The sequence below is a fragment of the Amycolatopsis sp. NPDC001319 genome (assembly GCF_042896185.1).
Taxonomy (GTDB): Bacteria; Actinomycetota; Actinomycetes; order Mycobacteriales; family Pseudonocardiaceae; genus Amycolatopsis.
The window spans coordinates 386,384-413,047 of the sequence record NZ_JBIAWY010000010.1 but is presented as its reverse complement, the minus strand read 5'-3'; the positions used below and the strand labels follow the sequence as shown (position 1 = coordinate 413,047).

The following is a 26,664-nucleotide window of genomic DNA, read 5'->3' as shown; positions in this document are numbered from 1 at the left end:
ATCCTGCCCGCCCACCCGCGCTCACCCGCGCGTCGCACGACGCACCGCCCAGGTCTGCAGGGACAGGATCACGAAGGTGATCACCAGCAGCACGACACCCAAAGCCGAAGCGAGCGGCCAGTTCTGCGCCGTCGTGGCCTGCTGGTAGATCACCGTGACGATCGTGGACACCTTGCCGCCGCCCAGCATCTGCGGCGTGATGAGCGCGCTCATGCTCGTCACGAACGTCAGCGCCGACCCGGCGGCCAGCCCGTCGAGCGACTGCGGGAACGTCACGCGCCGGAACACCTGCCCCGGCGGCGAACCCAGGGCCGCGGCGGCTTCCTCCGTGCGGCGGTCCAGCGCCGACAACGCGGCGACGAGACTGATGACCATGAACGGGAAGTACGTGTGCACGAGCCCGACCACCACGCCCGCCGGCGTGTTCAGCAGCTTCACCGACGACAGCCCGACGGCGTCGAGCGCGCGCTGCAGGAACCCGTCGCTGCCGAGCAGCACCTGCCAGCCGAACGTCTTCACGACGACGCTGGTGAGCATCGGGATCGTCACCACGGCCATCAGCGGGCCGCGCAGCCGCCGCGGGCCGCGCGTGATCGCCAGCGCGAGCGGATACCCGATCAGCGCGGAGATCACGGTGGTCGCGAGCGCGAGGCCGAGCGTGCGCAGGATCAGGTTGCCGTACAACGGCGTGGTGAAGATCGTGAGGAACTGCTCGAAGGTGAAGCCCCACGTCTGCCCGCCGGCGGCGTCGAAGTGCTCGAGCGAGAACCGGATCACGAAGTAGAGCGGCACCGCGAACCCGACAGCGAAGATCACCAGCATCGGCAGCAGGAGCAGCAAGACCCGGCGGGACGGCGTTTTCCGGGCTTTCCCGGCGGCGCGCGGCGGCGCGGCCGGCTGGGTGAGCGTGGCGGTCATGCGCCGGCCCCGTCGGGCAGGAGCACGGCGTCGTGCGCGGCTATGCGCAGCGAAACCTGTTGTCCTGCCTCGAACCGTGTGCTCGCCGTGCCGGTGACGAGTGCCTGGATCCGGGTTCCGGCGGCGTCGGCCTGCACGACGAGCGAGCTGCCGTAGTAGAAGCTCTCGGCGATCGTCGCGGGCAGCACGCCGGGTCCGGCCGGGGCCGGTGCGTCGATCCGCACGTCCTCGGGCCGCACGAGCACCATCACGTCCGCGCCCGGAGCGGCTTCGTCGCCGGTGACCAGCACGCCCGCGGCCGTGGTGACCGTGGTGGATCCGGTTGCCGGACCGGCCGCGGTCACGGTGCCCGCCAGCAGGTTCGCTTCGCCGGCGAAGCCCGCCATGAACGCGTTGACCGGACGCCGGTACACCTCGCGCGGGGTGGCGAGCTGCTCGATCCGGCCTTCGCGCAGCACGGCCATCCGGTCGGCCATGCCGAAGGCCTCCTGGCGGTCGTGCGTGACCATGATCGTCGTCGTCCCGGTGCGTTGCTGCAGCCGCCGGATCTCCTCGCCCACCTCGCGGCGCAGATTGGCGTCGAGGTTCGACAGCGGCTCGTCGAGCAGCAGCAGCTCGGGGTCCATCGCCAGCGCCCGGGCCAGAGCGACGCGTTGCTGCTGCCCGCCGGACAGGCGCACCGGGCGTTTGCCCGCGTGCCCGGCCAGCTGCACGAGCTCGACCAGCTCGGCCACGCGCGCCTTGATGGCGGCGCGGCCTTTCTTCTGCACCTTCAGCGGATACGCGATGTTGTCCGCGACCGACAGGTGCGGGAACAGCGCGTAGCTCTGGAAGACCAGGCCGATGTTGCGGCGGTGCACCGGCACGCCGGCGAGGTCGCGCCCGTGCAGCAGCAGCCGTCCCGCGGCCGGCTCGGCGAACCCGGCGATCGTGCGGATCATCGTCGTCTTGCCCGACCCGCTGGGCCCGAGCAACGCGATCAGCTCGCCGCGCCGCACCGACAAGTCGACTTCGTGCAGCACGCGGGTGGCGCCGTAGTCGACCGTGACGCCGCGCATGGCGAGCACGACGTCGGCTTCCGGCCGGGCGTCCGCCGTGGTCACGTCCGCGGCCCGGCTCCGAGTGGTGGCGGGCATGCGCACCTCCGCATCGTCGTGGGAGTGCCATCCGAGCTTCCTAGCATCTGGTCAGACCAGATGCTAGGTTGACGGGAGCCATCATTCATCGGCGCCCGGGCGGGGTCAAGACGTTCCCTCCGACCGGCTCGCCCCCGTCGACCTCACGCGGGTGGGCACGAGAGGATTGCGGAATGTTCACCCCCGTCACCAAGGGCCGGGCCTTCGAATCGGTCGTCGCCCAGATCGAGGCCGCCATCTACGGGGGCCAGTTCAAAGCCGGCGACTACCTGCCTTCGGAGCGCGCGCTGGTCGAGCAGTTCTCCGTCGGCCGGTCCACGGTCCGGGAAGCGCTGCGCATCCTGGAGAACATGGGGCTGATCAAGACCAGTCCCGGCAGCCACAAGGGACCGCGGGTGTCGGCGTCGATGACCGAGGGCATCTCGCGGATGCTCAACGGCGCGGTGAAGGTCGAGCAGATCTCGCTCGTCGACCTCGTGCAGTACCGCATGATGACCGGCTCCACGGCCAACTTCCTCGCCGCGCACCTGCGCACGCAGGAACACCTCGACGAGATGGCCGAGGCGATCCGGCTCATGGCCGAGGTCGGCAGCGGCGAAACCGAGGCGTTCGCGCGCGCCGACGCGCAGTTCCACGCCGCGATCCGCAAGGCGGCGGGCAACGCGCTGATGGACATCATCAACGACGTGATCGAAGAGGCCATAGTGGACCTCGTTCGCGACACTGTGGACTCTTCGACCGAGACCGACGAGGTGCGGGCGGAGTTCGTGCGCACGCACCAAGAGGTCTACGACGCGATCGAGCGCGGCGACGCCGAGACCGCCGCGTCGCTGTCGCGCCACAGTCTCGCGGCCGTGTACGGGCGGAGCCTGTCGGCCGAGGACCGGCGCCGGCTGGAGCTGCTCGACGCGTCGGTCCGCTCGGAGTAGCCCGCCCCGCCCTCAGGTCTCGAGCCTCAAGCCTCAGTCGAAGAGGAGACGCGCATGCGCAAGCACCACCTGGCCGTGATCGGCGGCGACGGCATCGGCCCCGACGTGACCGCGGCCGCCCTCACCGCCGTGCACGCGGCGGCCGGGAAGTTCGGGTTCGCCGTGGAGACCACGGAGTTCGACCTCGGCGCCGAGCACTACCTGCGCACCGGCGTGGTCCTCGACGAGCCGGCCGTGGAGAAGCTGCGCGAGCACGACGCGATCCTGCTCGGCGCGGTCGGCGACCCGCGCGTCGCGCCCGGCATCCTGGAACGCGGCCTGATCGTGGCGCTGCGGGTGGCGTTCCGGCAGTCGGTGAACGTCCGGCCGGTGCGCCTCTACCCCGGTGTGGAAAGCCCGGTGAAGGGCGTGACGCCGGAGAACTGCGACCTCGTGGTGCTGCGCGAGAACACCGAAGGCCTCTACGCCGGCGGCGGTTCGACCACCCACGCCGGCACCCCGCACGCCGTGGCGCTGCAGAACTCGGTGACCACCGTGGCGGCGACGAGGGAGATCGTCGAGTTCGCGTTCCGGCTCGCGGAGCGGCGCCGGCGGCGCGTGACGTTGTGCCACAAGACGAACATCCTCGTGCACGCCGGGCAGCTGTGGCAGGACGTCGTCGACGAGGTCGCCACGCGCCACCCCGACGTGGAGCACGACTACGTGCACGCCGACGCGATGTGCCTGCACCTGCCGACGAACCCGGGCCGCTTCGACGTGGTGGTGACCGACAACCTCTTCGGCGACATCATCAGCGACCTCGGCGCCACCGTCCAAGGTGGACTCGGCGTGGCCGCGAGCGCCAACCACAACCCGACCGGCAGCGCGCCGAGCATGTTCGAGCCCGTGCACGGCTCCGCGCCCGACATCGCCGGCCGCGGCTGGGCGAACCCGGCCGCGGCCGTGCTGTCGGCCGCGCTCTGCCTCGCCACCCTCGGCGAGCGCGACGCGGCGCTCGCGCTGGAGGCCGCCGCCGCGTCCGTGCTCGCCGAGCTCCCCGCCCTGGCGGGCCCGGACATGGGTGCCACCACCGATGAGCTCGGGCACCGGATCGCTGACCGCGTCGCCACGGTGGACCCGGCGGCGATCGGCGACCCGGCACGGTCGTTGGTCAGCGCGCTCGCCTGAGCGGGATCAGTTACCCGCGAGGATCTGGTCGATGCGGGCGAGCAGCTCGGGGCTGTTGCCGGTGATCTTGCGGAACTCGTCGAGCCGCAGGGCCGGGCCCTCGTCCAGCGACAGCTCGGCGCTCCGCACCAGCACGCGCTTCGCCGCGTAACCTCGCCGGAGCGCTCGCCGAGCTCCTCCAGCCGGTCGCCGAGCTCCGCGATCGACGCGAAGTCGAGGTAGTTCGGGGCGGGCGGGTGTAGGTCAGCACGGCAACGCCGTCGCGGTCTTCCACGGTCCCGTTGGGCATGAGTTGATCTCAAAGACGAACCCCCGCACATCCGGTCCGAACGACCCGAAAGGACCCGGAACCTGACCCCGCGCGCACCGTCCTCTGTGGACACCCGGGACCCCCGGCGCGATTCGTGTCTTGTCGGAGCCACTCGGGCGACCACCTGGCGAACGCCGTCCCGGCTTCCCGATCCCCTCTCCGTCCGCGGCCGACCGCGATACAAAAGGCGGCCGAACACCTGCTGTGGGTGGTCACGATGCAGGCGGCACTGGGTGGAAGTGACCGACAGCTGAGTCAGACAAAAACCAACCATCTCTGCGAACTTTCAGGTCAAGACTTTCGTAGCTAACCCGCGCCCGGCGCTCTCTGGTCTGCTCAGGGGCAAGATCCTGCAGGTCCTCAAAGGGAGATGGCGAATGAGGGCAGACGTGAGGCGCGTGGTGGCCGCGCTGGCCGGGGTGGTGGCGGCGGGCGTGGTGGCCGCGGCGGGGGCGCCCGCGGCGTCGGCCGGGCAGGAGCCGTTGATCGTGGGCGGGACGCCCACCACGATCGACGAGTTCCCGGCCACGGTGATCTTCAACGTGGGTGGCGCGCAGCACTGCGCGGGCAGCCTGGTGGCGCCCAACAAGGTGCTGACGGCGGCGCACTGCACCGACGGCGTGAAACCCGCCCAGATGGAGATCATCGGCGGGCAGACCAACTTCTCCGACACCACGGGCGAGAAGGCGGGCGTCACGGAGGTCTGGCAGAACCCTGACTTCACCATGTCCGGCATGCAGCACGACAACTCCGTGCTGACGCTGGACAAGAACCTCTCCTTCAAGCCCGCCACGCTGGTGCAGTCCGCCGACGACCCGGCCTACCGGACTGGCTCCGACGTCACCGTGGTCGGCTGGGGCACCACGTCGGAGAACGGCGACGTCTCGGACGGGCTGCTGAAGGTCACCGTGCCGGTGGCGGACAACGACACCTGCGCCGCGGCGTACCAGAAGATCGGGGACAACTTCGACAAGGCGTCGATGTTCTGCGCGGGCGTGCCGGAAGGCGGCAAGGACTCGTGCCAGGGCGACTCCGGCGGCCCGGCCTACGTGGACGGCAAGCTGGCCGGCATCGTGTCCTGGGGCCAGGGCTGCGCGCGCGAAGGGTTCCCCGGCGTGTACACCAACGTGGGCAACGACTACCAGGTGATCAGCTCTCATTTGGGCTGACCACCGCCCGCCGGCGGGCTGCGCACCAGCCCGCCGGCGGGGTAGCGTGTCCCTCCATCCGACGCAGCGGAGGCGCGATGGAGGGCATGACCGTCCGGCTGGACACCCGCGACGTCGACCTGGCCCGCGCCCAGGTGGCCGGCTCCTACTGCCCCCACGACCTCTCCCCGCGCGGCCCGGCGTTCCACGCCCGCCACGCCGAAGCGTCCGGCGACGAGCTCGGCGTCTTCTCCCTCTCCTACGGCGGCGATCCCGTGCAGGTCGATCCCGTGCCGTTCGGCGACTTCGTGCTGTTCTCCCGTCCGCTCGCCGGCGAGCTCACCGTCGGCGAGGACACCCGTGTCGCCACCGGACAGACCGTCGCCCTCGACGCGCGGTCCGCCCACGCGCTGGCGTTCGGCCCCGGCTGCCGGCTGCTCACCGTGAAGCTCCCCGGCAAGCTGCTCGCCCGCGCGGCTGCCGCGTCGGGCCGGGCCGCCGACATCCGCACCGGCCGAGCACTCGACCCGCGGCCGTGGGACGCGGTCACCCGGTTCGTCGTCCGAGAGGTGCTTCCCCACGGTCTGCTGAAAGCGCCGTTCGGCACGTCGGTGGCGCAGCTCGTCGCCGTCGCGGCGCTGGACTCGTTCGGCGGCGCCGCCCCGAGCCGCCGGCAGGGCACCGCGGCCGACGTCGTCCGCCGGGCCTGCGAGTACATCGACGCCCACTCCGGCGCGGCCGTTGGCCTGCTCGACATCGCCGCCGCGGCCGACGTCGCCCCGCGCACCCTGCAGGACCACTTCCGCGAGCAGCTCGGCACGTCCCCGACGGCCCGGCTGCGGCAGGTCCGCCTCGAACGCGTGCACGCGGAACTCCTGGCCGGCGCCGCGAAATCCGTGGCCGAAGTCGCCACCCGCTGGGGTTTCGGCAACCTCGGGCGCTTCGCCGCCGACTACCGCCGGACGTTCGGCACCACCCCGTCCGACGACCTGCACCGCGCCTGAGCCCCGCGCGTTCCGGCCAGGCCGCGGATTCCGGACAGCCGCGGCCCGGCAACACGGCTACCTTGCCCGCCACCGCATCACCGCCTGCGAAGGGAAGACGCCATGGCCACTCTCGTCCTCGTCCACGGTTCCTGGCACGACGGCCCGCTCTGGGAACCCGTCGCGAAGCACCTGCGCGACCGCGGCCACGAAGTGCACACCCCGACCGTCGCGGGTCACGGCAACGGCGTGCCCAAGAACGTCGACCACAACGACTGCACGCAGTCGATCGTCGACGCCATCACCGCCGCCGACCTGCACGACGTCGTCCTGCTCGGGCACAGCTTCGGCGGCACGGTGATCGCCCGCGTCGCCGAGGAAATCCCCGAGCGGCTCAAACGGCTGATCTTCTGGAACGCGTTCGTACCCGCGCCGGGCAACAGCCTCAACGACGAGCTCCCGCCCCACTACCGCGAGATGTTCGCGCAGACCGCCGCCGCCAGCGACGACAACTCGGTCGCCATGCCCTTCCCGCTGTGGCGCGAGGCCTTCATCCAGGACGCCGACGCCGAGCTCGCCGCGTCGACGCACCGGGAGCTGTCCACCGAGCCTTACCAGCCGTTCCTGGACAAGCTCGACCTCACGCGGTTCTACGCGAGCGACATCCCCAAGAGCTACATCAACGCCACCGAGGACACCGCCCTGCCGCCCGGCGAATGGGGCTGGCACCCGCGGATGTCGGGCCGGCTCGGGCTGTACCGCCTCGTGCAGCTGCGCGGCAGCCACGAGGTCATGTTCACCGCACCGGACCGGCTCGCCACCGCGATCGAGGAAGCCGCCCGCGACTGATCGGTCAGGCGCCGTAGGTCGCCTGCGTCACCGCGAACACGTTGCGGTTGCCCGCGCCTTCCTGGAGTGTCCACAGTAGATCGGCATTGGTCGCGTCTTCCCAGTACGACAGGCTTTCGCCGCTGGAGATCCACGTGTGCGTCGCCGGGCCGGTGGCCGGGGTCCAGTAGTAGAGCTTCTTCTGGCCCGAGGAGTTGAACCACCAGCGGTTGTTGTGCGAGGCGACGCCGTTGAGGTTGTACCAGGGCAGCTGCAGCGCCTCGCTCGCCGTGGTCGTGGCGGCGAACGTCGTCGCGCCCGCGGCGAACGGGAACCGGATCGCGCGCGGCGCGCGGTTCGGGTACGCGGTGCAGCCGGACTGGCAGGTGTACTCCGCCATCACGATCGACTTGCTCACGCGGTCGAGCGAGATCGACGACCACGCGAGGTTGGTGCCCGACGTGGTCTTCGACGTGATCGTGCCGACCTGTGGGAGCACGTAGGCGTAGTTGTGGGCGTAGTAGGTGCTGCCGGTCTGGTGCCCGATCTGGCCGGCCGTGCCGCCGGTGTTCGTCTTGAGGATCTTGCGCAAGTCGAACACGCGCATGCCGTGGCCGGTGTCGGCGACGTACAGGTAGTCGCCGTACCAGGACACGCCCCCGGCGTGGATCGGGATGTCCTTGAAGTCCGGCGCCGACGCCGTGCCGGTCGGCTCGACGAGCAGGATCTTGCGGTACTTGTTGGGGTAGGTGGCGTCCCAGTCGACGAGCGTGATGCGGCTGCGGGCCTGCGCGCCGTCGCAGCCGTCCTTGGTGTACCAGCTGACGAGCACGAGCTGGTGGCCGTCGTAGTTGCCGCTGTTCGCGGTACCCACGGCGTCGCGGCTGGTCGTGATGCCCTGCGGGTAGTTGGCGCAGTCGGAGTTGTCCGCGCTGTCGAACCGGAACCCGTCGGCCAGCCCCGCCACCGAAACCGACGACGGCAGCGCCGTCCGGTCGTGGTTCGCGTTGTCCATCACCGTGTGCACGGCGGCGGTCCCCAAGGTCGAGACCAGTGCCGCGTTCACGCTGTCGAACTGGTGATAGTCCGCGGTGAGCGTGTACTGACTTGTGGGCAGATCCGTCGGCGCCGTCGCCGCCAACGCCGGCGGCGACGCGACCACCGCTCCCGCTATGAGCACCGCGGCGGCCACAACCGCCCGCGACGCAACCAGAACCCGACGACGCACCGACATGAGACCCCCCAGGATCCGAAGCTACGTTCGCGGCCACGCTAGGGGTGGGTGGCGGGGTTACGCAATACCCCTAATGCCACCCCCGGTTACGGGGAGTCAGGGGTACACCTGCCGGTTGCTGACTGTCCACTCAGTACTCATCTGCCGGCCGCCTCGGAGTGGTGGCACCGCAGGGGCTTCGGCCGGTGTGAACGATGTTGGACGCTGACGACGCCCCGCCGGCCTGGACGACATCCCGACGGCCCGACAACGGTCCTGACTGCGACGACACCACTTGTTCACAGCACAGTGATCTCGACGCTTGCACGCCCAGCGGACCCCGACTGCCTCAGACCCCTCGCGCCGCTGACGTCAACACCCACCCGACGGCCGCATCAAGACGAACAACTCCGGGGTCCAGACAACGAATCCTCGCGGCAGTGACCACGTTCCGCCCAGCGGAGCCTCTTCCGAAGTTGCAGCCGCCGCAGTGCGAACCGCCCCACGCCGCCCGGGTCAGGACTCGCCAGTCGACCGCATCAGCGCGAACAGCCCCCGCCGCCCCGACAACGGGTCGTCAGCCGCCGTGACACCGTTGCGGGCCAGTAAAGCGGCCTCCACGCCCGTGGCGGCGGCGTGCCCGAGCTGGGCCGCGCCGAGGGGCGTGCCTGTGAGGGCGGCGAGGCCGGAGGCCTGCGTGGCCGCGATGCCGATGGTGTGGCGCAGGGCCGGGCCGCGCAGGTCGAGGACGCGGGCCGCCGCGGCGGCCGCGGCGACGGTGCCCGCCGTGGTTTCGAGGCACCAGCCGGAGCGGGTGTGGTCGGGGCCGAGGCCGTCGGCCACGGCGCGGGCGACCGCGTAGCCGGCGACGACGGCGTCGGGCGCGCCGTCGAGTGCGGCGACTGCGGCGACCACCGCGGCCCACTCGAGGTGCAGTTTCGCGGCCGCCGTGCCGAACAGGCGGGCGCGGCCGGTGGACCGGTCGGCGGCTGGGCCCAGTGCCTCGCGCACGACGTCGGCGGGTTCGGCCGCCCGGACGAGGGCGAGCGCGATGGCGGCCTCCGGGGAGTCGGCCACCGGGGCGTGGACGAGGGCCAGGATCTCCTCGGTCACGCGACCACCGCGCCCAGCAGCGCGCCGAGCCCGGGCGCGGTGGCGAGCCCGTCGACGGCCGCCGCCAGTTCGCGGGCCGCGCCGGGGCCGAGCACCGGTTCGACCAGGCGGTCGACCTTCCTGAACAGCTCCTCGTCGGTGAGCGGCCGGGCCTCGCTGCCGCGCGCGTGCTCGACGTGGACCTCCACCGGATCCTCCCCTTCCCGTTCGACGCGCACCGTCGCCGAGTCCCGCGGGCACTCGGCGACCGGCACGAGGTTCGTCAGCTCGCGCAGCCGGGCCACGTCGGCGGCGGCCGCGCGCTCGTCGGAGAACTGGCGCAGCCCGGCCTCGCCGTCGAGCAGGCCGACGGCCGCCGCGTGCCGGGCGCTGAAGCGCGCCTGCAGGCCGTCGACGGGCTGCGCACGGCCCATCAGCTCGGGCACCAGCGGGTGGCACCGGATCTCGACGGCCGTGATCGACCGCGGCTCCCCGATCAGCGCGGACGCGGCGACGGCAGCGTCGATCGCCGGGTGCGCCACGATCCCGCACGGGTAGGGCTTGAACGTGTTGCGCTCCAGCTCCCACGCGCCGGTCCACGCGCGCCGCAGCTGTTCGTAACGCGGCTGCGCGAACACCGGCAGCACGCCGCCCGGGCCGAGCGGATCGTCGGGCGCGGCCAGGCCGGCGGACGCCAGGCGCGCCGCGAGCACCCCCGTGGCCGCGGCTTTCCCCGCGTGCAACGGTTTCGTCATGGAGCCGAAGGCCTCGCGCTGGCCGAGCGTGCCCGTCGCCGCGATGCCGAGGGCGTGGCCGAGCCGCGTCGCGTCGAGGCCGAGCAGGTGGCCGGCGGCGACGGCCGCACCGAACACGCCGCACGTGCCCGTGATGTGCCAGCCGCGGTCGTAGTGGCTGGGCGAGATGGCGACCCCGATCCGCAGCTGCGCCTCGCACCCGAGGGCGAACGCGGTGAGCGCCGTGGCGCCGTCGGGAGCGGTTTCGGGTGCGAGCGCCAGCACGGCGGCGAGCGCGGTGGCGCCGGGGTGGATCACGGTGTGCAGGTGGGTGTCGTCGAAGTCGTCGAGGTGCCCGGCCGTGCCGGTGACGATCGCGGCCCACTCGGGATCGAGCCGTTCGCCGCGGCCGGGGACCGGGACGGCGCCGGTGGCCCCGAGCTCGGCGGCGGTCGCGAGCACCGCCTCGACCGCCGGGGTGCGGGCCGCGCCGATCGCCGCGCCGAGGACGTTGAGCAGACTGCGCCGCGCGGCCCGGGCCACCGCGGCGGGCAGCGGCGCTTCGGCCGCTTTCCGCGCGTGCGCGCAGAAGAGCCGGGTCGAGTCGGAAGCCATCCGAAGATCATTTCAACGCCGCCCGCCGAGAACAACGACAACCGCGCGCCGGTCCGTTGCGAAAATCGCAACGATCAGCCGTTCCCCCGCGCGCGCCCGCACCATCGGCGAAACAGCGGATTTTCTGTGGTGCGCCAGGAAAATCGTGCGGTGACACCCGTCGCGATCGGGATCCGCACGACGAGCGGATGGTGGTGATCGGCCATCCGGCTCGGCACCGGCCATCGACTCGACGACGAACGGGTGACTGCCCTCCACCGACACGCGCGGCACGAACCCGGGCACAGGTTCCCGCGGCTGCTCGCGTCCGACGCAACGAACGACCGATCCTTCGTTTCCCGCAGGTGCACCACTTAGTGCCTGGTCAGCGGATCCCCGATCGGCACCGCGAACACCAGGGGTTCGGTGAACAGCGGCAGCGCCACCACGTCGGGTGCGGCGGAGCCGAGCATCGGCGTCACCGCGCAGGCGGGTGACCGCGTCCATCGCGCAGCTCTGGTAGCAGCGGAACCGCAGGTCGGGGTGGCATTCGAGGAGACCCGCCAGCACCTCCGGCACGAAGCCGAGCCAGAGGGAGAACGTGTGCGCGTTCCACAGCACCTGCCGCGGACCGCCGGAAGCGGCGTGCGTGGTGACGATCGCCTCGGCCCGCCTGCGCAACACCGCGCTCAAGCACGCGGCCGGTGTCGGTCAGCCGGACGTGGCGCCCGTGCTGTTCCACGAGGTCGACCCCAGCTTGCGCTCCAGCGCGCGGATGTTGCTGCACCGTCGTTGACGCCGAGCTCGTCGACTGCACGGACGAAGCGCTCGTTCCCGGCGAACGCGAGGAAAACCTCGAAGTCGCGAAAGGACACTTCGTCGTCCACCGCTGTTGTTCTGCTCGCTGCGCGCCGGCGCGGACGGCAGGCCGCGCCGGACGCGGCGCGCGCGTTGCCTCACAGCTCGCGAGGTCTTGTACCGATCGGTCGGTACGGCTATAGTTCCGCGAAACATCCCAGGTCACGGGCGTGAAGATCGCCGGCCTGGGTCCGCCCGCCGCGGGTCCCGGGACCCGCGGCGGCCGCCACCGGCACGCCGTTCGCGTGCCGTCTCCCCCGATGACGCTGGAGGTAGTTGTGGTTGTCGAGCAGCAGCAGGCGACGCGGATCAGACCCGCGCGCGTGGCGTTCGCGAGTTTCATCGGCACCGCCATCGAGTGGTATGACTTCTTCCTCTTCGGCTCGGCGGCGACGCTCGTCTTCAACGGCCAGTTCTTCCCCACGCTCAACCCGCTGGCCGGCACCCTGGCGGCCTTCGCGACGTTCGGGGTCGCCTTCGTGGCGCGCCCGCTCGGCGGCATCGTGTTCGGCCACTTCGGCGACCGGATCGGTCGCAAGCGGATGCTGTTCCTGTCGTTGCTGCTCATGGGCGGCGGCACGGTCGCGATCGGCTTGTTGCCGACGTACGGCCAGATCGGCGTCGCGGCACCGATCCTGCTGGTGCTCGTACGGCTGCTGCAGGGCTTCGCCGTCGGCGGCGAGTGGGGCGGCGCGGTGCTGATGGCCGTCGAGCACGCCCCGCCGCACCGGCGCGCGTTCTACGGCAGCTGGCCGCAGGCGGGGGTGCCCGCGGGTCTCGTGCTGTCGGCGTCGGCGTTCCTCGCGGTGCAGCAGCTGCCGAAGGACCAGCTGCTGAGCTGGGGCTGGCGCCTGCCGTTCCTGGCGAGCGCGGTGCTCATCCTCGTCGGGCTGTACGTGCGGTCGCGGCTCGAGGAGTCGCCGGAGTTCAAGCGCGCCGACGTGCCCACGTTTCCCTTGCGGGACACCCTGCGGCGGTCCTTGCGCGCGGTGCTCGTGGGGATCTTCGCGCAGGCGGGGACGAACATCCCGTTCTACATCGCGAGCGTTTTCGTGCTGTCGTACGGCCCGAACGCGGCGGGCGTGTCCCGGGGCACGGTGTTGACCTGCCTCATCGTGGCTTCCCTCGTCGACATCGCGGCCGTGCCGTTGTTCGCCATGCTCGCCGACCGCATCGGCCGCCGCAACGTCCTCCTCGGCGGCGCGGTGTACTCGGCCGCCGTCGCGTTCCCGTTCTTCTGGCTCCTCGACACGGGCGCGCCGGGCGCGGTGCTGCTCGCGATGTTCCTGCTCGCGACCCTCGGCCACGCCAGTACCTACAGCGCCATGGCGGGTTTCCTCGCCGAGCTCTTCGGCGCGGAACACCGCTACACGGGCGTCTCGGTCGCCTACCAGGTCGGCGGCTTGATCACCAGCGGCCCGGCGCCGTTCATCGCGGCCGCGTTGTTCGCCGGCTTCGGCGGTTCGTGGGTGATCGCGCTGTACATCGTGGTGGCGTGCGCGATCACGTTCACGGCGCTGTTGCTGGCTCCCCGGCGGAGTTGACCGCGCGCAGGACTACGTCGCGGGTGTGGTGGGTGCCTTCCGGCCCGGGCCTGGTCCGGGGCCGCGACTCGTGGACCAGGATCGTCCAGCCGTCGAGGAGCCCCGCGATCTCGTCGGGCCGGTAGTAGTCGGCGTAGTCCACGCCCTCGTCGCCGGGGTCATGCCCGGCGACGAGCAGCGTGCCCCCGGGCGCGACCGACGCGAGCAACCGGTTCAGCGCCTCGTGCTCCGGCTGGTGCCGCAAGGGGAAGTACTGCACCGACACGAGATCGAACACCCCGGCCGGCAACGCGGTGGTGCTCAGATCGGCCCGCGTCCACGCCACCCGCCCGGCGACGTCGGAGCCGTGTGCTGCCGCCGCGCCCCGCCGCAACGCCGTCTCCGCCACGTCCACCGCCGTCACCCGCCACCCCCGGCGCGCCAGCCACACCGCGTCGGCCCCCTCCCCGCACCCGACGTCCAGCGCCTCCCCCGGCGCCAGCCCCGCGGCCTCCGCCACGAGCACCCCGTTGGGCTCCCCGCTGAACACCTGCGCGCGGCCGCGGTACATCTCGTCCCAGGACTCTGTATTCATGTGCCTCGCCTTCGTCACGACGTCCGGCCACCAATCTGCCGCGCGCGCGATCTCCTCGGCAAGCTCCTTTGCCGGAACGGCAAAGTCCTTCGCGATTCCCGATAGACTCCCGGCCGTGCCGGAATTCGCGTGGGTCGAACTCGACGGGGAGGTCCAGGGCGAACTGTGGAACGAGTTCGCCACCGAATACGGCTTCCGGCGCGGCCCAGATCCGGCGTCCTGGCCGGCGATCAGGGAACCGGCGCCGTCGTTGTGCTGGGCCCTCGGCTCAGCACCGATGCAGCCGGTCGCGCAACTCGTGTGCGACGTCCTGCGCGCCTGCACCGAATACTGGGACTCGGTGTTCTGGCACGACTCCGTGCACCCGTCGACCCAGTACCGGCCGCACCGAGTTACGGACATCACGGATCTCGATGGCTGGGAGTACACCCACTACCCCAACGGGGATTACCTGATCTTCGTGTCGAAGGACCTGTCGTTCGGCATCGTCGGCAACCACCACGAGCGAAGCCTGTGTTTCTTCGGTGAAACCGCCGTGCAAGCGGCCACCGAGCTGAACCGCAGGATTCTCGGCCCCCTGCTCCGCCGTGACGGGCAGACCGTGGACCCCGGCTCAGTGACCGAACAGTGACGTCACCAGCGTTTCCGCGATCTCCCGCAGCTCACCCGGCTCGTACCGCACCCGTTCCATGACCGCGAGGCCGCGCGTGGTGCTGACCACGAGCCGGGCGGCGGCGTGGAGGTCCACAAGGGACTCGACGCCGTCGTCCAGAGTGGACAGTTTCTTGTACACCAAGGTTTCCAGCTCGTCCAGCAGGGCGCGCACAGCGGATTCCGCGCGGGGCGACTCCGTGGCGGCTTCGATGGCGGTGCGGGTGGAGAGGCAGCCGTGGGCGGGGGTGCCGGCGGTGAAGGTCGTGATGCAGTAGTCGAAGAAGGACAGGAGGGCCGCGCGTTTTGTCGGCCGATCGAGCGCCGCGGAGGCGCCGGCGAGGAAGCCGGCCGTGTATTCGCCGAAGGCGCGCAGGAAGATTTCTTCCTTGCCGCCGTAGGCGTTGTACAGGGAGCCGCGCTGGACGCCGGTGCCGGCGGCCAGGTCGAGCATCGACGTGGCGCGGAAGCCGCGGTCGGTGAAGACGTCGAGGGCGCGCGAGAGAGCCTCGCGCTCGTCGAACTGGCGTACGCCCGCCATGGCACCCCTTTCCCTACCCGCCGGCCAGCCTAGTCCGCTGCGGGACGTCGAAGACGCCGTGCCGCGTGAGCAGCCCGGCCAGCCACCCCAGCGCCGCCGCCAGCAGGATCGGCGGCAGCAGGTCGAGCCCGCTCAGCTCGACCGCGAGCACGACGGCCGTCGCCGGGGCCCTCGACGCCGCGGCCAGGCACGCGGCCATTCCCGCCGCCGCGCCGCCCGCGATGGGCAGGGCCGAACCCACGGTCGCCCCGACGAACAACGCCGGCCCGATCGTCCCGACCACCCCGCCCGCCCCGACGGTCACCCCCGTCGCGACGACCTTCACGACCGCCAGCGCCAGCAACGCACTCACGCCACCCGCGGCGGCCCCGGGCTGCCCGACGCCGGCGACACCGGGCGCCACAAGCACGAGCAGCCCGACGGCCACCCCGCCAACGACAGCGCGAACCCAGCCAGAACAGGCCCAGGTGACGAGAGTCCTGAGCCGGCCCGGCCGGGCGGAATCCGCGACACCCCCGGCCCCACCCGAGCTACCGGCGACTTCATCGGCCGGACCAGCACCCGCGCGGATCCGCAGCCAGCGCCACGCCGCGCGCGCCCAACCCGGCTGAACGGCACCCCGGGCGACACGAGCCTCGCCCGAGCGAGAGCCACCGACGACGACGTCGGACCTACCCAATGCACTCCGGTGCGAGGCATCAGCAAACCGGCCCTCGCCCGAGCCACCTCGCCGTGAGCCGGCCGCACTGCGGGCCCAGCCGGGCCAAGTCGCGCCCGCGTACAGCGACCACGCCAGCACCACGCCGAACAGTCCCGCCACCACACCGCCGAACGGGGACCCGGCCACGTCCACGTCCGGTAGCCGCAGCGGTTCGCCAGGCAGTGCCCAGCCCGTGAGGGCGCCGGAGGCCGAGCCGAGGGCTACGGCGGCGAGCTCCGCGCCGCCGAGGGCCTCGAGGAGGACCTCGGCCACGAGCACCACGCCGGCCAGCGGCGCGCCGAACGAAGCGGCGACGCCGCCGGCGACGGCGGCGGCCGCGACAGGGCGCAGGGAAGCGGGAGGTAGCCGCAGCACGCGGGCCAAAGTGGAGCCCAGTGCGGCCGAGATGTGGACGACCGGGCCCTCCGCGCCGCCCGAACCGCCGGAGCCGAGCATCGTGCCGGAGGCCAGCGCTTTGGCGCCGGCGACGCGGCCGCGGACCGGCGAGCCCGCGAACGCCTGGCGCACCTGGGGAATCCCGCCGCCACCGGCGTCCGGTACGAAGCGCACCACCACCACGCACAGCAGCGCGCCGGCGACCGGCGCGAGCACGACGACGGCGGGCGGCGCACCGGCCACCAGCGACCGGAGCGCGCCCACCGTCTGTCCGAACGCGACAGCCGCGACTCCGGCGACCGCGCCGGCGAGGGCAGCCGAGCCGAACAGAGCCGCCGAGCCGGCCCGAGCAACGACGCCGGACAGGCCGGTGGAGCCGGACAAGGCGGCCCTCGAGAGCAGCGGGCCCGAGCGCACGCGTCAGGCCGCGTTCAGGCGCTGGTGCAGCTCGTACGAAGCCCGCTCGACGTGGTTGTGCACCAGCTTGCCGTCCTCGATCTCCCACACGGCGGTGCCGCTGAACGAGATCGGGCGACCGTCCGGTTCGGACCCGAGCACGCCGTTGTTGCGCCCGTGCACGTTCCACCGCGAGGCGACGCGGCTGCCGTCGTGGTTCTGGAACGTTTCGACGATCTCCAGCTCCAGGTCGTGCACCTGCTCGAGGAACGCGCCGATCCACGCCTTGAAGTTCTCGCGGCCCTCGATGCGCACGCCCGCGTTCGTGATCACGAAGTCCTCGACCACGAAATCGTCGGCCGCATCCGGGTTGTGCGCGTTCCAGACCTCGTTCCAGAACGATTCGACCAGCTCCGCCGAGTTCGGCACGGTGACCTCCAGAGTCATGTTTGACATTGCTGTCAAAGATAGCTCCGGGACGGCCTCACCGAGCCCCTTTGCGAGCAGGACCACACCGAGAGCTAGCCGGCGAACGCGTCGGCGAACCGGTAGCCGTCGAGCAGTTCCCGCGCGGCGACCAGGTACTGGATCGTCGGCGTGCCTTCCTCCAGCCAGTTGAGGCGGGCGTCGCGGTACAACCGCTCGATCGGGTACTTGCGCGTGTAGCCGATGCCGCCGTGCACCAGCAGCGCCCGGTCGGTGACGCGCCCGACGGCCTCCAGCCCGAACTGCTTCAGCAGCGAAGACTCGGCCGGGATCCGCCGGCCGGCGTCCCACTTCGCCGCGGCATCGGCCAGCATGCCGCGCAGCGCGTACACATCCGCCGCCATCTCGGCGAGGTAGCGCTGGATCGCCTGCCGTGACGCGATCGGCTTGCCGAACGTCACCCGTTCCTGCGAGTACTTCACCGAAAGCTCGAGCGCCCGCGTCGCCGTGCCGAGCGAAGACGCCGCGATGAACACCCGGCTCACCTCCAGTGCCCGCTCCAGGTGCGCACCACCCTCGCCTTCGGCGCCCACGAGCGCCGACGCGGGCACCCGTACGTCGGTGAACGTGAGCTCACCGTGCTCGGCGCCCTTGCAGCCCATGGTCTCCGGCAGCGGCGCGATGGTGAACCCGGGCGCGTCCCGCGGCACGACGAGCGCGGAAACGTCCACCTCGGACGTCTTCGCGAACACCAGGAAGTGCGACGCGATGTCCGAGTTGGTGATGAGCCACTTGCGCCCGTTCAGCACGTACTCGTCACCTTCGCGACGCGCCACAGTGGACAGATCGGCGCCGGTCCCGTTGCCGGGTTCGGTGAGCGCGAAGGCGAGCGACTTCTCCCCCGTCGCCGCACCCGGCAGGATCTCGTTCTTCTGCGCGGCGCTCCCGATCTCCGACAGCGCGTGGGCGAACGAGTTGTGGACGTGCACGATCGCCCGGATCCCGCCCTGGATCTTGGCGAACTCGGCGAGGATCGGCAGGTACTGCGCGATCGACAGGCCGGAACCGCCGTACTCGCGCGGCACGATCAGGCCGAAGGCGCCGCACGCGCGCAGCGCCGGCAGCACCACGTCGTAGGGGATCTTCTCGGTGTCCTCGATCCGGTGCTCCAGAGGGTCGAGCTCGTCCCAGATCGTGGCGAAGACGGCGTCGCGCAGCTTGCGGTAGTCGTCCTCGGGCAGGCCAGTGTTCATCGGGTCCTCCTCGGTTTCACAGGCTTGGATTTCGCGGGCTTGGGTTCACGGTCACGGATTCACAAGGTCCAGCCGCCGTCGGCGGCGAGTACCGCGCCCGTGCAGAAGGTGGCGTCCTCGGCGAGGAACACCGCGGCGCGGGCGATCTCCTCCACGGTGCCGAAGCGGCCGAGCACGGTGGCGTCGGCGATCTTCTGCCGCGCCCCGCCGGGGATCGCGGCGGTCATGTCGGTCTCGACGAACCCGGGCGCCAGCACGTTCACGCGCACGCCTTGGGGCGCAAGCTCTTTCGCGAGCGAGCGGGCAAAGCCCACCGCGGCGGCCTTCACGCTCGCGTACGCGGTGTCGCCGGCGAAGCCGACCGTTCCGACGGCGGACCCGACGAGCACCACGCTGGGGTTCGAACCGCCGGCCAGCCAAGGGATCGCGGCACGCACCAGTGCGGCCGTGCTGCGCAGGTTCTCCTCGATCACGCGCCACCAGTCGCCGGGGTCGGCGCGGGCGAGCTTGCCACCCTGCCACACCGCGGCGTTGAGCACGAGCGAGTCGAGCCGGCCCCACTGCCCGCAGACCTGCCCGACGACCGATTCGGCCGTGTCGGGCGCGGCGAGGTCGAACGCCACCGGCAGCACCCGGCCAGGCGCGTCCGCGGCCAGCTTCGCGACACGGTCCCCACCGGAGCGGTACGTGCCCGCGACCCGCAGCCCCCGGTCGAGCAACTGCCGCGCGATGCCCTCGCCGATCCCCCGCGAGGCACCGGTTACCAGCGCGACCCTGACGTCTTCTGCATTCATGAAATGATTGTACCGATCGGTCTGTACGAATAACTGTGACGAAGGTCAGAGCCGCTCGACGATCGTGGCGTTGGCCATGCCGCCCCACTCGCACATCGTCTGCAGCCCGTAGCGGGCGCCGCGGTGTTCGAGCGCGCCGACGAGGGTGGTCAGGATCCGGGCGCCGCTCGCGCCCAGCGGGTGGCCGAGCGCGATCGCTCCCCCGTGCACGTTGAGCCGCTCGGGCTCGGCTTCGGTCTCGCGCAACCAGGCCAGCGGCACCGGCGCGAACGCCTCGTTGACCTCGAACAGGTCGATGTCGCGGACGGTCAGCCCCGCCCGCGCGAGCACGGCGTGCGTGGCGGGCACGACACCCATGAGCATGAGGATCGGATCGTCGCCGACCACGGCCGTCGTGTGGATCCGGGCGCGTGGGGTGCACCCCAGCGCCTCGGCCTTGGCCGCGCTCATCAGCAGCACGCCGGCCGCGCCGTCGGACAGCGGCGACGAGTTGCCCGGCGTGATCTTCCAGTCGATCCCGGGGAACCGGCTCGCGGCGGCTTCGTCCACGAAGGACGGCCGCAGACCGGCCAGACCGGCCACTGTGGTCGACGGGCGGACGGTCTCGTCGGCCGTGAGCTCCGGCGCCTCGGCGACCGTGATCAGGTCCGGTGCGAACACCGCCTGCGATTCGGCGGCGCGGCGGTGGGATTCCGCGGAGAACGCGTCCAGCTCGTCACGGCTGAGCCCCCACCGCGCGCAGATCAGCTCGGCGGAGATCCCCTGCCCGACGAGACCGCCGGGGAACCGCTCGGCCACGCGCGAGCCGAGGTGGTCGGTGCCCTGGGTGTCGGAGTGCATCGGCACGCGCGACATCGACTCCACGCCGCACGCGATCACGACGTCGGCCGCGCCGGCCTGGATCGCGTGCGCGGCGAAGTGCACGGCCTGCTGGCTCGAGCCGCACTGACGGTCGACCGTGGTCGCGGGCACCGACTGCGGGAACCCGGCGGCGAACACGGCACTGCGCGCCGGGTTCACGGCCTGCTCGCCCGCCTTGGTCACGCAACCGCCGATCACGTCGTCGACGAGCGCGGGGTCCAGGTCGTTGCGCGCGACGAGGCCGGCGAGGACGTCGGCCAGCAGGTTCACGGGGTGGACGTGCGAGAGCGCGCCACCCGGCTTCCCCTTGCCGACGGGGGTGCGCAGCACGTCGACGACCACCGCGTCGCGTGGTGAAGTCATGGGTCCTCCCGGAGTCCGGCGTTGGATCACCGGGGACCATACCTGTATGGACCGGTCGGTACAAGGATTCAGGCACGCGACAGCCCGCAACGGGAATCGAATCGGGAAAACGGGAACCGAGGCGAATGTGCCCGGGTCAGGCGCGGATGCCCTCGATCAACGCGTCGAGGAACATGTCGGCGACCTCGTCCGGCGTCAGCTCACCGTCGGGCTCGTACCAGAGGTAGGTGTAGTTGAGCATGCCGAGGATGCCCTTCACGAGCAGGCGCGGGGTCTGGCGCAGCACCTTGGCGCGCACGCCGTTGTCCAGCGCCTGGCGCCAGTAGCCTTCATAGCGTTCGCGCGCGGTGATCACGTGGTCGCGCCACTCGCCGGTCAGCGCCGTGTACTCGCGGAAGAACACGGCCCACTCCGAGCGGTGCTCGGCGATGTTGCGCAGCAGCCCGCGGGCCATGCGCCGCAGCAGCTCCTCGGCGCCGAGGTCCTCGTCGAGCAATTGCTCGGCGTAGGCGTTCATGGAGTCGACCTGCTCTTTGCTGATAGAGTAGAGCACGGCTTCTTTGCTGCCGATGTAGTGGTACAGCGCGCCCCGCCCGAGGCCGGCAGCGGTACCCAGCTCGGCGATGCCGGTGCCGTGGTAACCGTTTCGCGCGAACAGCTCGGCCGCGATGCCGATCACGCGAGCCCGGTTCGCCTCGAATCCCGTCACCGTCATCTCGCCGACGCCCGCCTTCACCCCGTGTGGACCGAACGTTCCAAGGATATCCGCCGGCGACCTCGCCCTGGCGCAAGGGCGAGGTCCCGGCACGTCGGCCGGCCGCGCGGCCGGCGTCTCACTTCTTCTGCCGGCGGCTCCCGCCGTGCCAGTCCTCCTGCTTGCCGGTTTCACCGGCGCTGACGCCGAACGCCGGCAGCTGCGGCCGCTCGCGCAGGCTGCGCTTGAGCTCGGCGAAACCCGGGAACCGCGACAGCGCCACGACGTGGTCCCACAGCTCGACCGCCTCGTCGTCGGAGGGCAGCCGGCTGATCACCGGGCCGAACAGCGCGGTGCCGCGCGGCGGCTCGAAGTGCAGGATCGGCGTGCCGACGTCCTTGCCCGTCAGCGTCAGGGCGACGTCGGTCTCCGCCTGGATCACGGCGTCCCAGGTGTCGTCCTCGAGCGCGTCGGCGTAGTCGTGCGGGAGCCCGCACGCGTCGAGCGCCGTGGTCGCGAGGTCGCGCACGCCGCGGTGCACGGCCGCGGCCGTGCCCCCGGGGACGGCGTCCTGCTCGAACGTCTCCTGCCCCAGCTTCTCGTAGAACGCGCCGATCGGCCCGGGCCCGTGCTCGCGGCGGATCCGCGCGGCCACGCGCAGCAGCTTCAGGCCCGAGGTGTGCGATTCCTCGTACTCCGGCGGGAAATGCGCCTCGTAGTCGATGTGCGAGTTGAGCAGGCGCAACGAGATGAACCGCCATTCGACGTCGTACTGCTTCAGCCGCGCGACGGTGCGTACCCACTTGCTCGTCATCCAGGCGAAGGGGCAGACGGGGTCGAAGTAGAAGTGCAGGTCAGGGTCGCTCATGAAGTGAGCGTACCCAACGACCCTTGTTTATACCGATCGGTACAAGCATAATCCCCTACCAGGAGAAGTGCTCAGACCGATCGGTCCAAGGATCGTGCTCGGCAAAGGAGGTTGGGCGACGATGCTCGACAGGTCAGCCACGCGGACGCCCGGCGAAGACGGGTTGGTGCACCGGCCGGTTTGCGCGCGGGTCACGATCGCGGAGCTCTACGAACGGGCCTACCGCCAGTTCGGCTCGCGCGTCGCCGTGCGCGACGGCGGCACCGCGCTCACCTACCGCGAGCTCGGCGACCGGGTGCACCGCATCGTGGGCGGGCTCGCCGCGCTCGGTCTGCGCCGAGGTGACCGCGGCGTGCTGTTGGTGGGAAACGGACTCGAGTTCTTCGAATCCGAACACGCCCTGTTCGCCGGCGGACTCGTGCGCACCGCGCTCAGCACGCGTCTGCACGTGCGTGAAGTCGTCCACATCCTCAACGACTGCGCGGCGTCCGTGGTGTTCGCCGATGCCGCGTGGGCCGGGCAGCTGGCCGGGATGCGCGCCGAGCTCCCCCACCTCCGGGTCGTCGTCACGGTCGCCGGCGGCCCGGGCGACACGACGCTGGACGAACTGCGCGCGGCCGAACCCGCGCGACCGGTGAAGCCCGACGCCGGCGATCCCGCGGCGATCCTCTACACGAGCGGCACGACCGGCCTGCCCAAGGGCGCCACGCTCAGCCACGCCGCCTGGGCGGCCATGGTGCGCAACGAACTCCTCGAACTGCCCCCGGCGGCCGACGACGACCTCGTGCTGCACGTCGCGCCGCTGAGCCACCTGAGCGGCTACGTGGCGCCCGCGTACTTCGTGCGCGGCGCCACGCACCTCACGTGCGCCAAGTTCGATCCCGCGGTGGTGTTGGACCTGATCGAATCCCACCACGTGACCGTGCTCCCGATGGTGCCGACGATGCTGAACCTGCTCGTCCTCGCCGCCGAGCAGCGGCCCGGCGACTACACCTCGCTGCACTCCGTGGTGTACGCGGGTTCGCCGATCGCCCCGGACCGGCTCGCCCGCGCCCGCGCGGTGTTCGGTGACGTGTTCGTGCAGTTCTACGGCCTGAGTGAGCTGCCGATCCCGATCGCGTGCCTCTCCGCCCGTGACCACGCGTTCGACCCGGCCGGCGGGATCCCGGCGCGGCTGGCGTCGGCGGGCCGGGTCAGCCCGTTCGTGGAGGTCAAGCTCGTCGACGACACCGGCGCCGAGGTGGGCCACGGCGAGATCGGCGAGATCACCGTGCGCGGCGACCAGGCGATGATGGGCTACTGGCACCGGCCCGACGCGACGGCCGCGATGCTCGGCCCGGACGGCTGGGCCGGCACCGGCGACCTCGGCCGCTTCGACGACGAGGGCTACCTGTACCTGGTGGACCGCAAGAAGGACATGGTGGTCACCGGCGGGTTCAACGTCTACCCGACGGAGATCGAGAACGTCGTGTCGACCGTGGCGGGCGTCTCGGAAGTCGCCGTGGTCGGCGTGCCGGACGAGACATGGGGCGAGGCGTTGAAAGCGATCGTGGTGGCTCGCGCCGGGTTCACGGTGACGGCCGACGACGTGATCGCCGCGTGCGCGCAACACCTGGCCGGCTACAAGAAACCTCGTTCGGTCGAGTTCGTCGACGAGCTGCCCAAGACCGGTTCGGGCAAGATCATGCGGCGCCGGCTTCGAGACCGCTACTGGGCGGACAGCGACCGCAAGGTCGGCGGCTGACCACAGTGGACGGAGTGCCGCGGCACACGCCGTCCACAAGGGATCGTCCACAGCGGAAGGCCGGTACCCGCGTCGGGGTACCGGCCTTCCGCGGACGGTGGGCTCAGGCGTTCTGCCAGGCCTTGCGCAGCCCTTCCCGGTCGACGCGAACGCCTTCGAGGTACACGTCGGCGATCCGCCGGGTCGCCGTGATGTCCCGCAGCGGATCCTCGTCCAGGACGACGAAGTCCGCCCGCTTGCCCACCGCGAGCGAACCGCGGTCGGCCAGCCCCAGCAGCTCGGCCGACACCTCCGTGGCCAGCCGCAGCGCCGCCAGCGGCGGCAACCCGGCCGCCACCAGGGCCTCCAGCTCCCGGTGCTCGGCGAAGCCGATGATCTGCGCGAGCAGGCCCGTGTCGGCGGAGAACACCAGCCGCACGCCCGCGTCGGCCAGGGCGACGAGCGTCTTCTCCATGCCGCGGTAGGCCGCTGCGGTGTCGAACAGCGGTTCCGGCGCCTTCTCGCGGATCGTCGCGCGCAGGGCCTCCACCGCGTCGCGCGGGAGGATGTCCGCGAACGCGGGCTCGTCCAGCCAGCCCTCACCCGGCGGGCGCTGGATGGCCATCGAGGTGAACACCGCGACGTTGTGGTCCTTCAGCAGCGCGATGAGCTCGTCGTCGGTCCCCGTGCGCGGCAGGTGCGCGATGATGTCCGCGCCCGCGCGGATGACGGCCTTCGCCTCGTCGAGCGTGTAGATGTGCGCGGCGACCGTGATGCCGTGGGCATGCGCCTCGTCGATCACGGCCTCGTAGATCTCCGGCCCGAGCTTCTCCTTGGTGCCGTGGCGGCTGTCGAGCCAGAACTTCACGGCGTCGACCCGCTTCGCGGCGAGCCCGCGCACGAACGCGCGCACCTCGTCGGGGCCGGTCGCCTCGTGCACGGCGTCGGCGGCGAAGAACGGCCCGCCGTTGGTGTCGCCCGGCGTCGGCGCGACGATCCCGGCGCCCGCGGTGAACAGCTGCGCGACGTCGCGCTCGCCGAGCGTGCCCGCGCGCTGCTCGTCACGGACGGCGAGTTCGGTGTCGTCGCGGTCGGTGCCGAGCGACTGGAACGTGCTGACGCCGTAGTACGCGAGCCGGTGCAGGTGGTCGACGACGTTGGCACGCGAGTAGAAGCCCGCGTCCGACGTGGTGCCGCGCATGTACCCGATGTGGCCGTGCGGGTTCACGATCGCCGGGATCACCGTCTTCCCCCGCAAGGAAACCACGGTGCCCTCAGCGGTGAGGTCGGTGCCGACCTGCCGGATCACCCCGTCGCGAACGACCAGCACCGCGTCGTCGAGCACCTGCTCGCCGGTGATCAGGCGCGCTCCCGTGTAGACAGTCGCGTCGCTCACGCCCGCGTCTCCTGTCCGCTCGCGTACCGTGCACTGCGCTGTTCGTACTCGTCGTAGCCCATGGCGGCTTCGAACGCGTGCTGCTCGGTGACGAGGTGCTTCACCGCGGCGACGTCCTCACCTTCCCGCAGCGCGTCGAGCACCGCCGTGACGTTCTTCGACGCGGCCCCGATCACCGTGTACCACAGCAGAACCACGTCGGCGCCGGCCTCGCCGTACTGCGCGATCGTGCTGGACGGCTCGTCCGAACCCGGCACGTCGAGCAGATCTCCGGGCACCATGACCGGCACCGGAATCCGGTCCCGCACGCGCTCGAGGTCGGTCGCCGGGATCGCCGGCGCGAACACCAGGTCCGCGCCGGCCGCGGCGTAGGCTTCGAGCCGGCGGACGCAGCCTTCGAGGTCGTGCTCGACCCACGCCGCGTCGGAGCGCGCGATCACGAGGAAGTCGGGGTCGGTGCGGGCGTCGACCGCCGCGCGCACCTTGTTCGCCATCTGCTCCACCGAAAGCAGCCCGGCGGGCATCGACGTGTGCTTGCCGCCCAGGTTGTCCTCGATGTGCACGCCGGCCACACCGGCGTCTTCGAAGACTTTCACGGCGCGCCAGACGTTCGGGGCGTCGTAGAAGCCGTTCTCCGCGTCGGCGAGCACGGGGATGCCGACGGCGTCGACGACGCGGCGCGCCTGCTCGGCGATCTCGTTCAGCGTCAGGAGCCCGACGTCCGGCAGCCCGAACGCCGAGGCGGCGGCGGCGAAACTGCCCAGGTAGGTCGCGGGGTACCCGGCCTTTTCGACGAGGCGGGCACTGAACGCGTCGTACGCTCCGGGCAGCACCAGCGGCCCGGTTCCGGTGAGGAGGGCTTTGAACGCCTTCCTGCGCTCGTGCGGTGTGTTCGGCATCGAACTTCCTTCTCCTCAGACGAGGAAATCGCGGTAGCGGCGCAACCGCTTGCGGGCGGTTTTCATGTTGTGGCGCTTGAGCTCTTCGGCCCCGCCGGCGTCACCGCGCACGAGGGCTTCGATGATGGCGCGGTGCTCGGCGAGGCTCTCCTCCATCCGGCCCGGGGTCATCAGGATCCGGCGGCGCAGCAGGTGCGCCTGGTCCTGGATGCCGGCGAGGGTTTCGGCGAGGAAATCCTGGCCCGCCAAGCGGATCACGGTGTCGCGGTAGGAGTCGATGGCCGCGAGGAACGTCTCGAGGTCACCACTGGCGGCGGCGTCGTCGAGCCGGCTCGGTGCGAAGAGCTCCTGAAGCGCCGTCCAGTCCTGCGGTTCGGCGTGCTGCGCCGCGAGCCGGGCGGCGAGACCTTCCAGCACCTCGAGGACGTCGTAGATCTCCTCCAGGCGATCGAAGTCGACCTTCGCCACGACGGTGCCGACGTTGGGGATCCGCTCCACCAGCTTGCGCGACTCGAGCGCCAGCAGGGCCGACCGGACGGCGTTGCGGGTGGTGCCGAGCTCGGCGGCCAGCTTCACCTCCGGCAGCCGGCTGCCCGGTGTGAAATCCCCGCGCAACAGCCGCTCCCGCAGGTGCAGCTCGACCTCTTCGCTCTTCATGGCCGTCCCTTCGTGCTG

General features: G+C 71.5%; 28 protein-coding genes. 9 read left to right on the top strand and 19 right to left on the bottom strand.

Going from position 1 to position 26,664, the window contains the following annotated elements:
* Positions 1-21 precede the first annotated feature (21 nt).
* Positions 22-918, bottom strand: coding sequence for an ABC transporter permease (locus ACFY1H_RS35270; RefSeq protein ID WP_366578369.1), 897 nt, complete (start codon positions 916-918; stop codon positions 22-24).
* Positions 915-2,054, bottom strand: coding sequence for an ATP-binding cassette domain-containing protein (locus ACFY1H_RS35265; protein WP_386953712.1), 1,140 nt, complete (start codon positions 2,052-2,054; stop codon positions 915-917). Before ACFY1H_RS35265 ends, ACFY1H_RS35270 begins: the two co-directional genes overlap by 4 nt.
* A gap of 173 nt (positions 2,055-2,227) precedes the next feature.
* Between ACFY1H_RS35265 and ACFY1H_RS35260 the strand changes: the two genes are divergently transcribed.
* The gene (locus ACFY1H_RS35260) at positions 2,228-2,983 is read left to right on the top strand and encodes a FadR/GntR family transcriptional regulator (protein WP_386953709.1); all 756 of its coding nucleotides are present in this window, start codon (positions 2,228-2,230) and stop codon (positions 2,981-2,983) included.
* Positions 2,984-3,037: 54 nt separating this feature from the next.
* Positions 3,038-4,150 (top strand): 3-isopropylmalate dehydrogenase, encoded by a 1,113-nt coding sequence (locus tag ACFY1H_RS35255; protein WP_366578364.1) that lies wholly within the window; start codon positions 3,038-3,040, stop codon positions 4,148-4,150.
* Positions 4,151-4,156: 6 nt separating this feature from the next.
* Here the strand turns inward: ACFY1H_RS35255 and ACFY1H_RS35250 are convergent, their stop codons facing one another.
* Positions 4,157-4,285, bottom strand: a complete 129-nt coding sequence (locus ACFY1H_RS35250) for a hypothetical protein (protein WP_366578362.1) — start codon at positions 4,283-4,285, stop codon at positions 4,157-4,159.
* Between the two features lie 552 nt (positions 4,286-4,837).
* Between ACFY1H_RS35250 and ACFY1H_RS35245 the strand changes: the two genes are divergently transcribed.
* From ACFY1H_RS35245 to ACFY1H_RS35235, 3 genes are all read left to right on the top strand, one after another.
* On the top strand, positions 4,838-5,629 hold the full coding sequence (locus ACFY1H_RS35245; RefSeq protein WP_366578360.1) for a serine protease: 792 nt from the start codon (positions 4,838-4,840) through the stop codon (positions 5,627-5,629).
* Between the two features lie 77 nt (positions 5,630-5,706).
* Positions 5,707-6,612: an AraC family transcriptional regulator gene (locus tag ACFY1H_RS35240; protein WP_366578358.1), complete on the top strand. Its 906-nt coding sequence runs from the start codon at positions 5,707-5,709 to the stop codon at positions 6,610-6,612.
* A 102-nt stretch (positions 6,613-6,714) separates the two neighbouring features.
* Complete coding sequence (locus tag ACFY1H_RS35235; protein ID WP_366578356.1) at positions 6,715-7,440, top strand: alpha/beta fold hydrolase; 726 nt, start codon at positions 6,715-6,717, stop codon at positions 7,438-7,440.
* Positions 7,441-7,444: 4 nt separating this feature from the next.
* Here the strand turns inward: ACFY1H_RS35235 and ACFY1H_RS35230 are convergent, their stop codons facing one another.
* The 4 genes from ACFY1H_RS35230 to ACFY1H_RS35215 form a co-directional block, all read right to left on the bottom strand.
* A complete protein-coding gene (locus ACFY1H_RS35230; RefSeq protein ID WP_386953704.1) occupies positions 7,445-8,581 on the bottom strand; it encodes a hypothetical protein in 1,137 nt (378 codons plus the stop codon).
* A gap of 567 nt (positions 8,582-9,148) precedes the next feature.
* Entirely contained in the window at positions 9,149-9,745 is a 597-nt protein-coding gene (locus ACFY1H_RS35225) for an MmgE/PrpD family protein (protein WP_386953701.1), read from the bottom strand.
* The gene (locus tag ACFY1H_RS35220) at positions 9,742-11,073 is read right to left on the bottom strand and encodes an MmgE/PrpD family protein (protein ID WP_386953698.1); all 1,332 of its coding nucleotides are present in this window, start codon (positions 11,071-11,073) and stop codon (positions 9,742-9,744) included. Before ACFY1H_RS35220 ends, ACFY1H_RS35225 begins: the two co-directional genes overlap by 4 nt.
* 12 nt (positions 11,074-11,085) lie before the next feature.
* Positions 11,086-11,337, bottom strand: a complete 252-nt coding sequence (locus ACFY1H_RS35215) for a hypothetical protein (RefSeq protein WP_386953695.1) — start codon at positions 11,335-11,337, stop codon at positions 11,086-11,088.
* Positions 11,338-11,653: 316 nt separating this feature from the next.
* Here ACFY1H_RS35215 and ACFY1H_RS35210 point away from each other — a divergent pair, with 316 nt between their 5' ends.
* Positions 11,654-11,848, top strand: coding sequence for a hypothetical protein (locus ACFY1H_RS35210; RefSeq protein WP_366578346.1), 195 nt, complete (start codon positions 11,654-11,656; stop codon positions 11,846-11,848).
* 232 nt (positions 11,849-12,080) lie between these two features.
* A complete protein-coding gene (locus ACFY1H_RS35205) occupies positions 12,081-13,454 on the top strand; it encodes an MFS transporter (RefSeq protein ID WP_366578344.1) in 1,374 nt (457 codons plus the stop codon).
* On the opposite strand, the gene ACFY1H_RS35200 is transcribed toward ACFY1H_RS35205, so the two are convergent.
* Positions 13,420-14,028 carry a class I SAM-dependent methyltransferase gene (locus ACFY1H_RS35200; protein WP_386953692.1) on the bottom strand — a complete coding sequence of 203 codons (609 nt, stop codon included), beginning with the start codon at positions 14,026-14,028 and terminating at the stop codon, positions 13,420-13,422. The genes ACFY1H_RS35205 and ACFY1H_RS35200 overlap by 35 nt on opposite strands.
* On the opposite strand from ACFY1H_RS35200, the gene ACFY1H_RS35195 reads away from it, so the two are divergent.
* Positions 14,027-14,659 (top strand): DUF2716 domain-containing protein, encoded by a 633-nt coding sequence (locus tag ACFY1H_RS35195; protein ID WP_386953689.1) that lies wholly within the window; start codon positions 14,027-14,029, stop codon positions 14,657-14,659. The genes ACFY1H_RS35200 and ACFY1H_RS35195 overlap by 2 nt on opposite strands.
* On the opposite strand, the gene ACFY1H_RS35190 is transcribed toward ACFY1H_RS35195, so the two are convergent.
* The 8 genes from ACFY1H_RS35190 to ACFY1H_RS35155 all read right to left on the bottom strand — a co-directional run bounded on the left by ACFY1H_RS35190 (position 14,642) and on the right by ACFY1H_RS35155 (position 21,971).
* Positions 14,642-15,220: a TetR/AcrR family transcriptional regulator gene (locus ACFY1H_RS35190; protein WP_386953686.1), complete on the bottom strand. Its 579-nt coding sequence runs from the start codon at positions 15,218-15,220 to the stop codon at positions 14,642-14,644. The genes ACFY1H_RS35195 and ACFY1H_RS35190 overlap by 18 nt on opposite strands.
* A gap of 13 nt (positions 15,221-15,233) precedes the next feature.
* Positions 15,234-16,700, bottom strand: a complete 1,467-nt coding sequence (locus tag ACFY1H_RS35185) for a chloride channel protein (RefSeq protein WP_386953683.1) — start codon at positions 16,698-16,700, stop codon at positions 15,234-15,236.
* Positions 16,701-16,736: 36 nt separating this feature from the next.
* The gene (locus ACFY1H_RS35180; RefSeq protein WP_366578334.1) at positions 16,737-17,168 is read right to left on the bottom strand and encodes a nuclear transport factor 2 family protein; all 432 of its coding nucleotides are present in this window, start codon (positions 17,166-17,168) and stop codon (positions 16,737-16,739) included.
* Between the two features lie 65 nt (positions 17,169-17,233).
* Positions 17,234-18,391, bottom strand: a complete 1,158-nt coding sequence (locus ACFY1H_RS35175) for an acyl-CoA dehydrogenase family protein (RefSeq protein ID WP_366578332.1) — start codon at positions 18,389-18,391, stop codon at positions 17,234-17,236.
* Positions 18,392-18,450: 59 nt separating this feature from the next.
* Positions 18,451-19,185 (bottom strand): SDR family oxidoreductase, encoded by a 735-nt coding sequence (locus tag ACFY1H_RS35170; RefSeq protein ID WP_366578331.1) that lies wholly within the window; start codon positions 19,183-19,185, stop codon positions 18,451-18,453.
* A gap of 45 nt (positions 19,186-19,230) precedes the next feature.
* Positions 19,231-20,409, bottom strand: coding sequence for a thiolase family protein (locus ACFY1H_RS35165; RefSeq protein ID WP_386953678.1), 1,179 nt, complete (start codon positions 20,407-20,409; stop codon positions 19,231-19,233).
* 136 nt (positions 20,410-20,545) lie between these two features.
* Entirely contained in the window at positions 20,546-21,124 is a 579-nt protein-coding gene (locus ACFY1H_RS35160; RefSeq protein ID WP_366578327.1) for a TetR/AcrR family transcriptional regulator, read from the bottom strand.
* 118 nt (positions 21,125-21,242) lie between these two features.
* Complete coding sequence (locus tag ACFY1H_RS35155) at positions 21,243-21,971, bottom strand: hypothetical protein (RefSeq protein ID WP_386953675.1); 729 nt, start codon at positions 21,969-21,971, stop codon at positions 21,243-21,245.
* A 121-nt stretch (positions 21,972-22,092) separates the two neighbouring features.
* Here ACFY1H_RS35155 and ACFY1H_RS35150 point away from each other — a divergent pair, with 121 nt between their 5' ends.
* Entirely contained in the window at positions 22,093-23,715 is a 1,623-nt protein-coding gene (locus ACFY1H_RS35150) for a class I adenylate-forming enzyme family protein (protein ID WP_386953673.1), read from the top strand.
* A gap of 103 nt (positions 23,716-23,818) precedes the next feature.
* On the opposite strand, the gene ACFY1H_RS35145 is transcribed toward ACFY1H_RS35150, so the two are convergent.
* Genes ACFY1H_RS35145 through ACFY1H_RS35135 form a run of 3 tightly spaced genes read right to left on the bottom strand, consistent with a single transcriptional unit; the run spans position 23,819 to position 26,646 of the window.
* Positions 23,819-25,090 carry an amidohydrolase family protein gene (locus ACFY1H_RS35145; RefSeq protein WP_366578321.1) on the bottom strand — a complete coding sequence of 424 codons (1,272 nt, stop codon included), beginning with the start codon at positions 25,088-25,090 and terminating at the stop codon, positions 23,819-23,821.
* Positions 25,087-25,989 carry an oxaloacetate decarboxylase gene (locus ACFY1H_RS35140; protein WP_386953668.1) on the bottom strand — a complete coding sequence of 301 codons (903 nt, stop codon included), beginning with the start codon at positions 25,987-25,989 and terminating at the stop codon, positions 25,087-25,089. Before ACFY1H_RS35140 ends, ACFY1H_RS35145 begins: the two co-directional genes overlap by 4 nt.
* 15 nt (positions 25,990-26,004) lie before the next feature.
* Positions 26,005-26,646: a GntR family transcriptional regulator gene (locus tag ACFY1H_RS35135; protein WP_386953665.1), complete on the bottom strand. Its 642-nt coding sequence runs from the start codon at positions 26,644-26,646 to the stop codon at positions 26,005-26,007.
* Between the last annotated feature and the right edge of the window lie 18 nt (positions 26,647-26,664).

Coding starts and splice junctions, on each gene's coding strand:
- ACFY1H_RS35170 (WP_366578331.1), bottom strand. CDS start 19,185: ATGAATGCAGAAGACGTCAGGGTCGCGCTGGTAACCGGTGCCTCGCGG.
- ACFY1H_RS35190 (WP_386953686.1), bottom strand. CDS start 15,220: ATGGCGGGCGTACGCCAGTTCGACGAGCGCGAGGCTCTCTCGCGCGCC.
- ACFY1H_RS35165 (WP_386953678.1), bottom strand. CDS start 20,409: ATGACTTCACCACGCGACGCGGTGGTCGTCGACGTGCTGCGCACCCCC.
- ACFY1H_RS35245 (WP_366578360.1), top strand. CDS start 4,838: ATGAGGGCAGACGTGAGGCGCGTGGTGGCCGCGCTGGCCGGGGTGGTG.
- ACFY1H_RS35155 (WP_386953675.1), bottom strand. CDS start 21,971: ATGAGCGACCCTGACCTGCACTTCTACTTCGACCCCGTCTGCCCCTTC.
- ACFY1H_RS35220 (WP_386953698.1), bottom strand. CDS start 11,073: ATGGCTTCCGACTCGACCCGGCTCTTCTGCGCGCACGCGCGGAAAGCG.
- ACFY1H_RS35200 (WP_386953692.1), bottom strand. CDS start 14,028: ATGAATACAGAGTCCTGGGACGAGATGTACCGCGGCCGCGCGCAGGTG.
- ACFY1H_RS35175 (WP_366578332.1), bottom strand. CDS start 18,391: ATGAACACTGGCCTGCCCGAGGACGACTACCGCAAGCTGCGCGACGCC.
- ACFY1H_RS35270 (WP_366578369.1), bottom strand. CDS start 918: ATGACCGCCACGCTCACCCAGCCGGCCGCGCCGCCGCGCGCCGCCGGG.
- ACFY1H_RS35160 (WP_366578327.1), bottom strand. CDS start 21,124: ATGACGGTGACGGGATTCGAGGCGAACCGGGCTCGCGTGATCGGCATC.
- ACFY1H_RS35150 (WP_386953673.1), top strand. CDS start 22,093: ATGCTCGACAGGTCAGCCACGCGGACGCCCGGCGAAGACGGGTTGGTG.
- ACFY1H_RS35255 (WP_366578364.1), top strand. CDS start 3,038: ATGCGCAAGCACCACCTGGCCGTGATCGGCGGCGACGGCATCGGCCCC.
- ACFY1H_RS35235 (WP_366578356.1), top strand. CDS start 6,715: ATGGCCACTCTCGTCCTCGTCCACGGTTCCTGGCACGACGGCCCGCTC.
- ACFY1H_RS35195 (WP_386953689.1), top strand. CDS start 14,027: ATGTGCCTCGCCTTCGTCACGACGTCCGGCCACCAATCTGCCGCGCGC.
- ACFY1H_RS35240 (WP_366578358.1), top strand. CDS start 5,707: ATGGAGGGCATGACCGTCCGGCTGGACACCCGCGACGTCGACCTGGCC.
- ACFY1H_RS35135 (WP_386953665.1), bottom strand. CDS start 26,646: ATGAAGAGCGAAGAGGTCGAGCTGCACCTGCGGGAGCGGCTGTTGCGC.
- ACFY1H_RS35265 (WP_386953712.1), bottom strand. CDS start 2,054: ATGCCCGCCACCACTCGGAGCCGGGCCGCGGACGTGACCACGGCGGAC.
- ACFY1H_RS35260 (WP_386953709.1), top strand. CDS start 2,228: ATGTTCACCCCCGTCACCAAGGGCCGGGCCTTCGAATCGGTCGTCGCC.
- ACFY1H_RS35140 (WP_386953668.1), bottom strand. CDS start 25,989: ATGCCGAACACACCGCACGAGCGCAGGAAGGCGTTCAAAGCCCTCCTC.
- ACFY1H_RS35180 (WP_366578334.1), bottom strand. CDS start 17,168: ATGTCAAACATGACTCTGGAGGTCACCGTGCCGAACTCGGCGGAGCTG.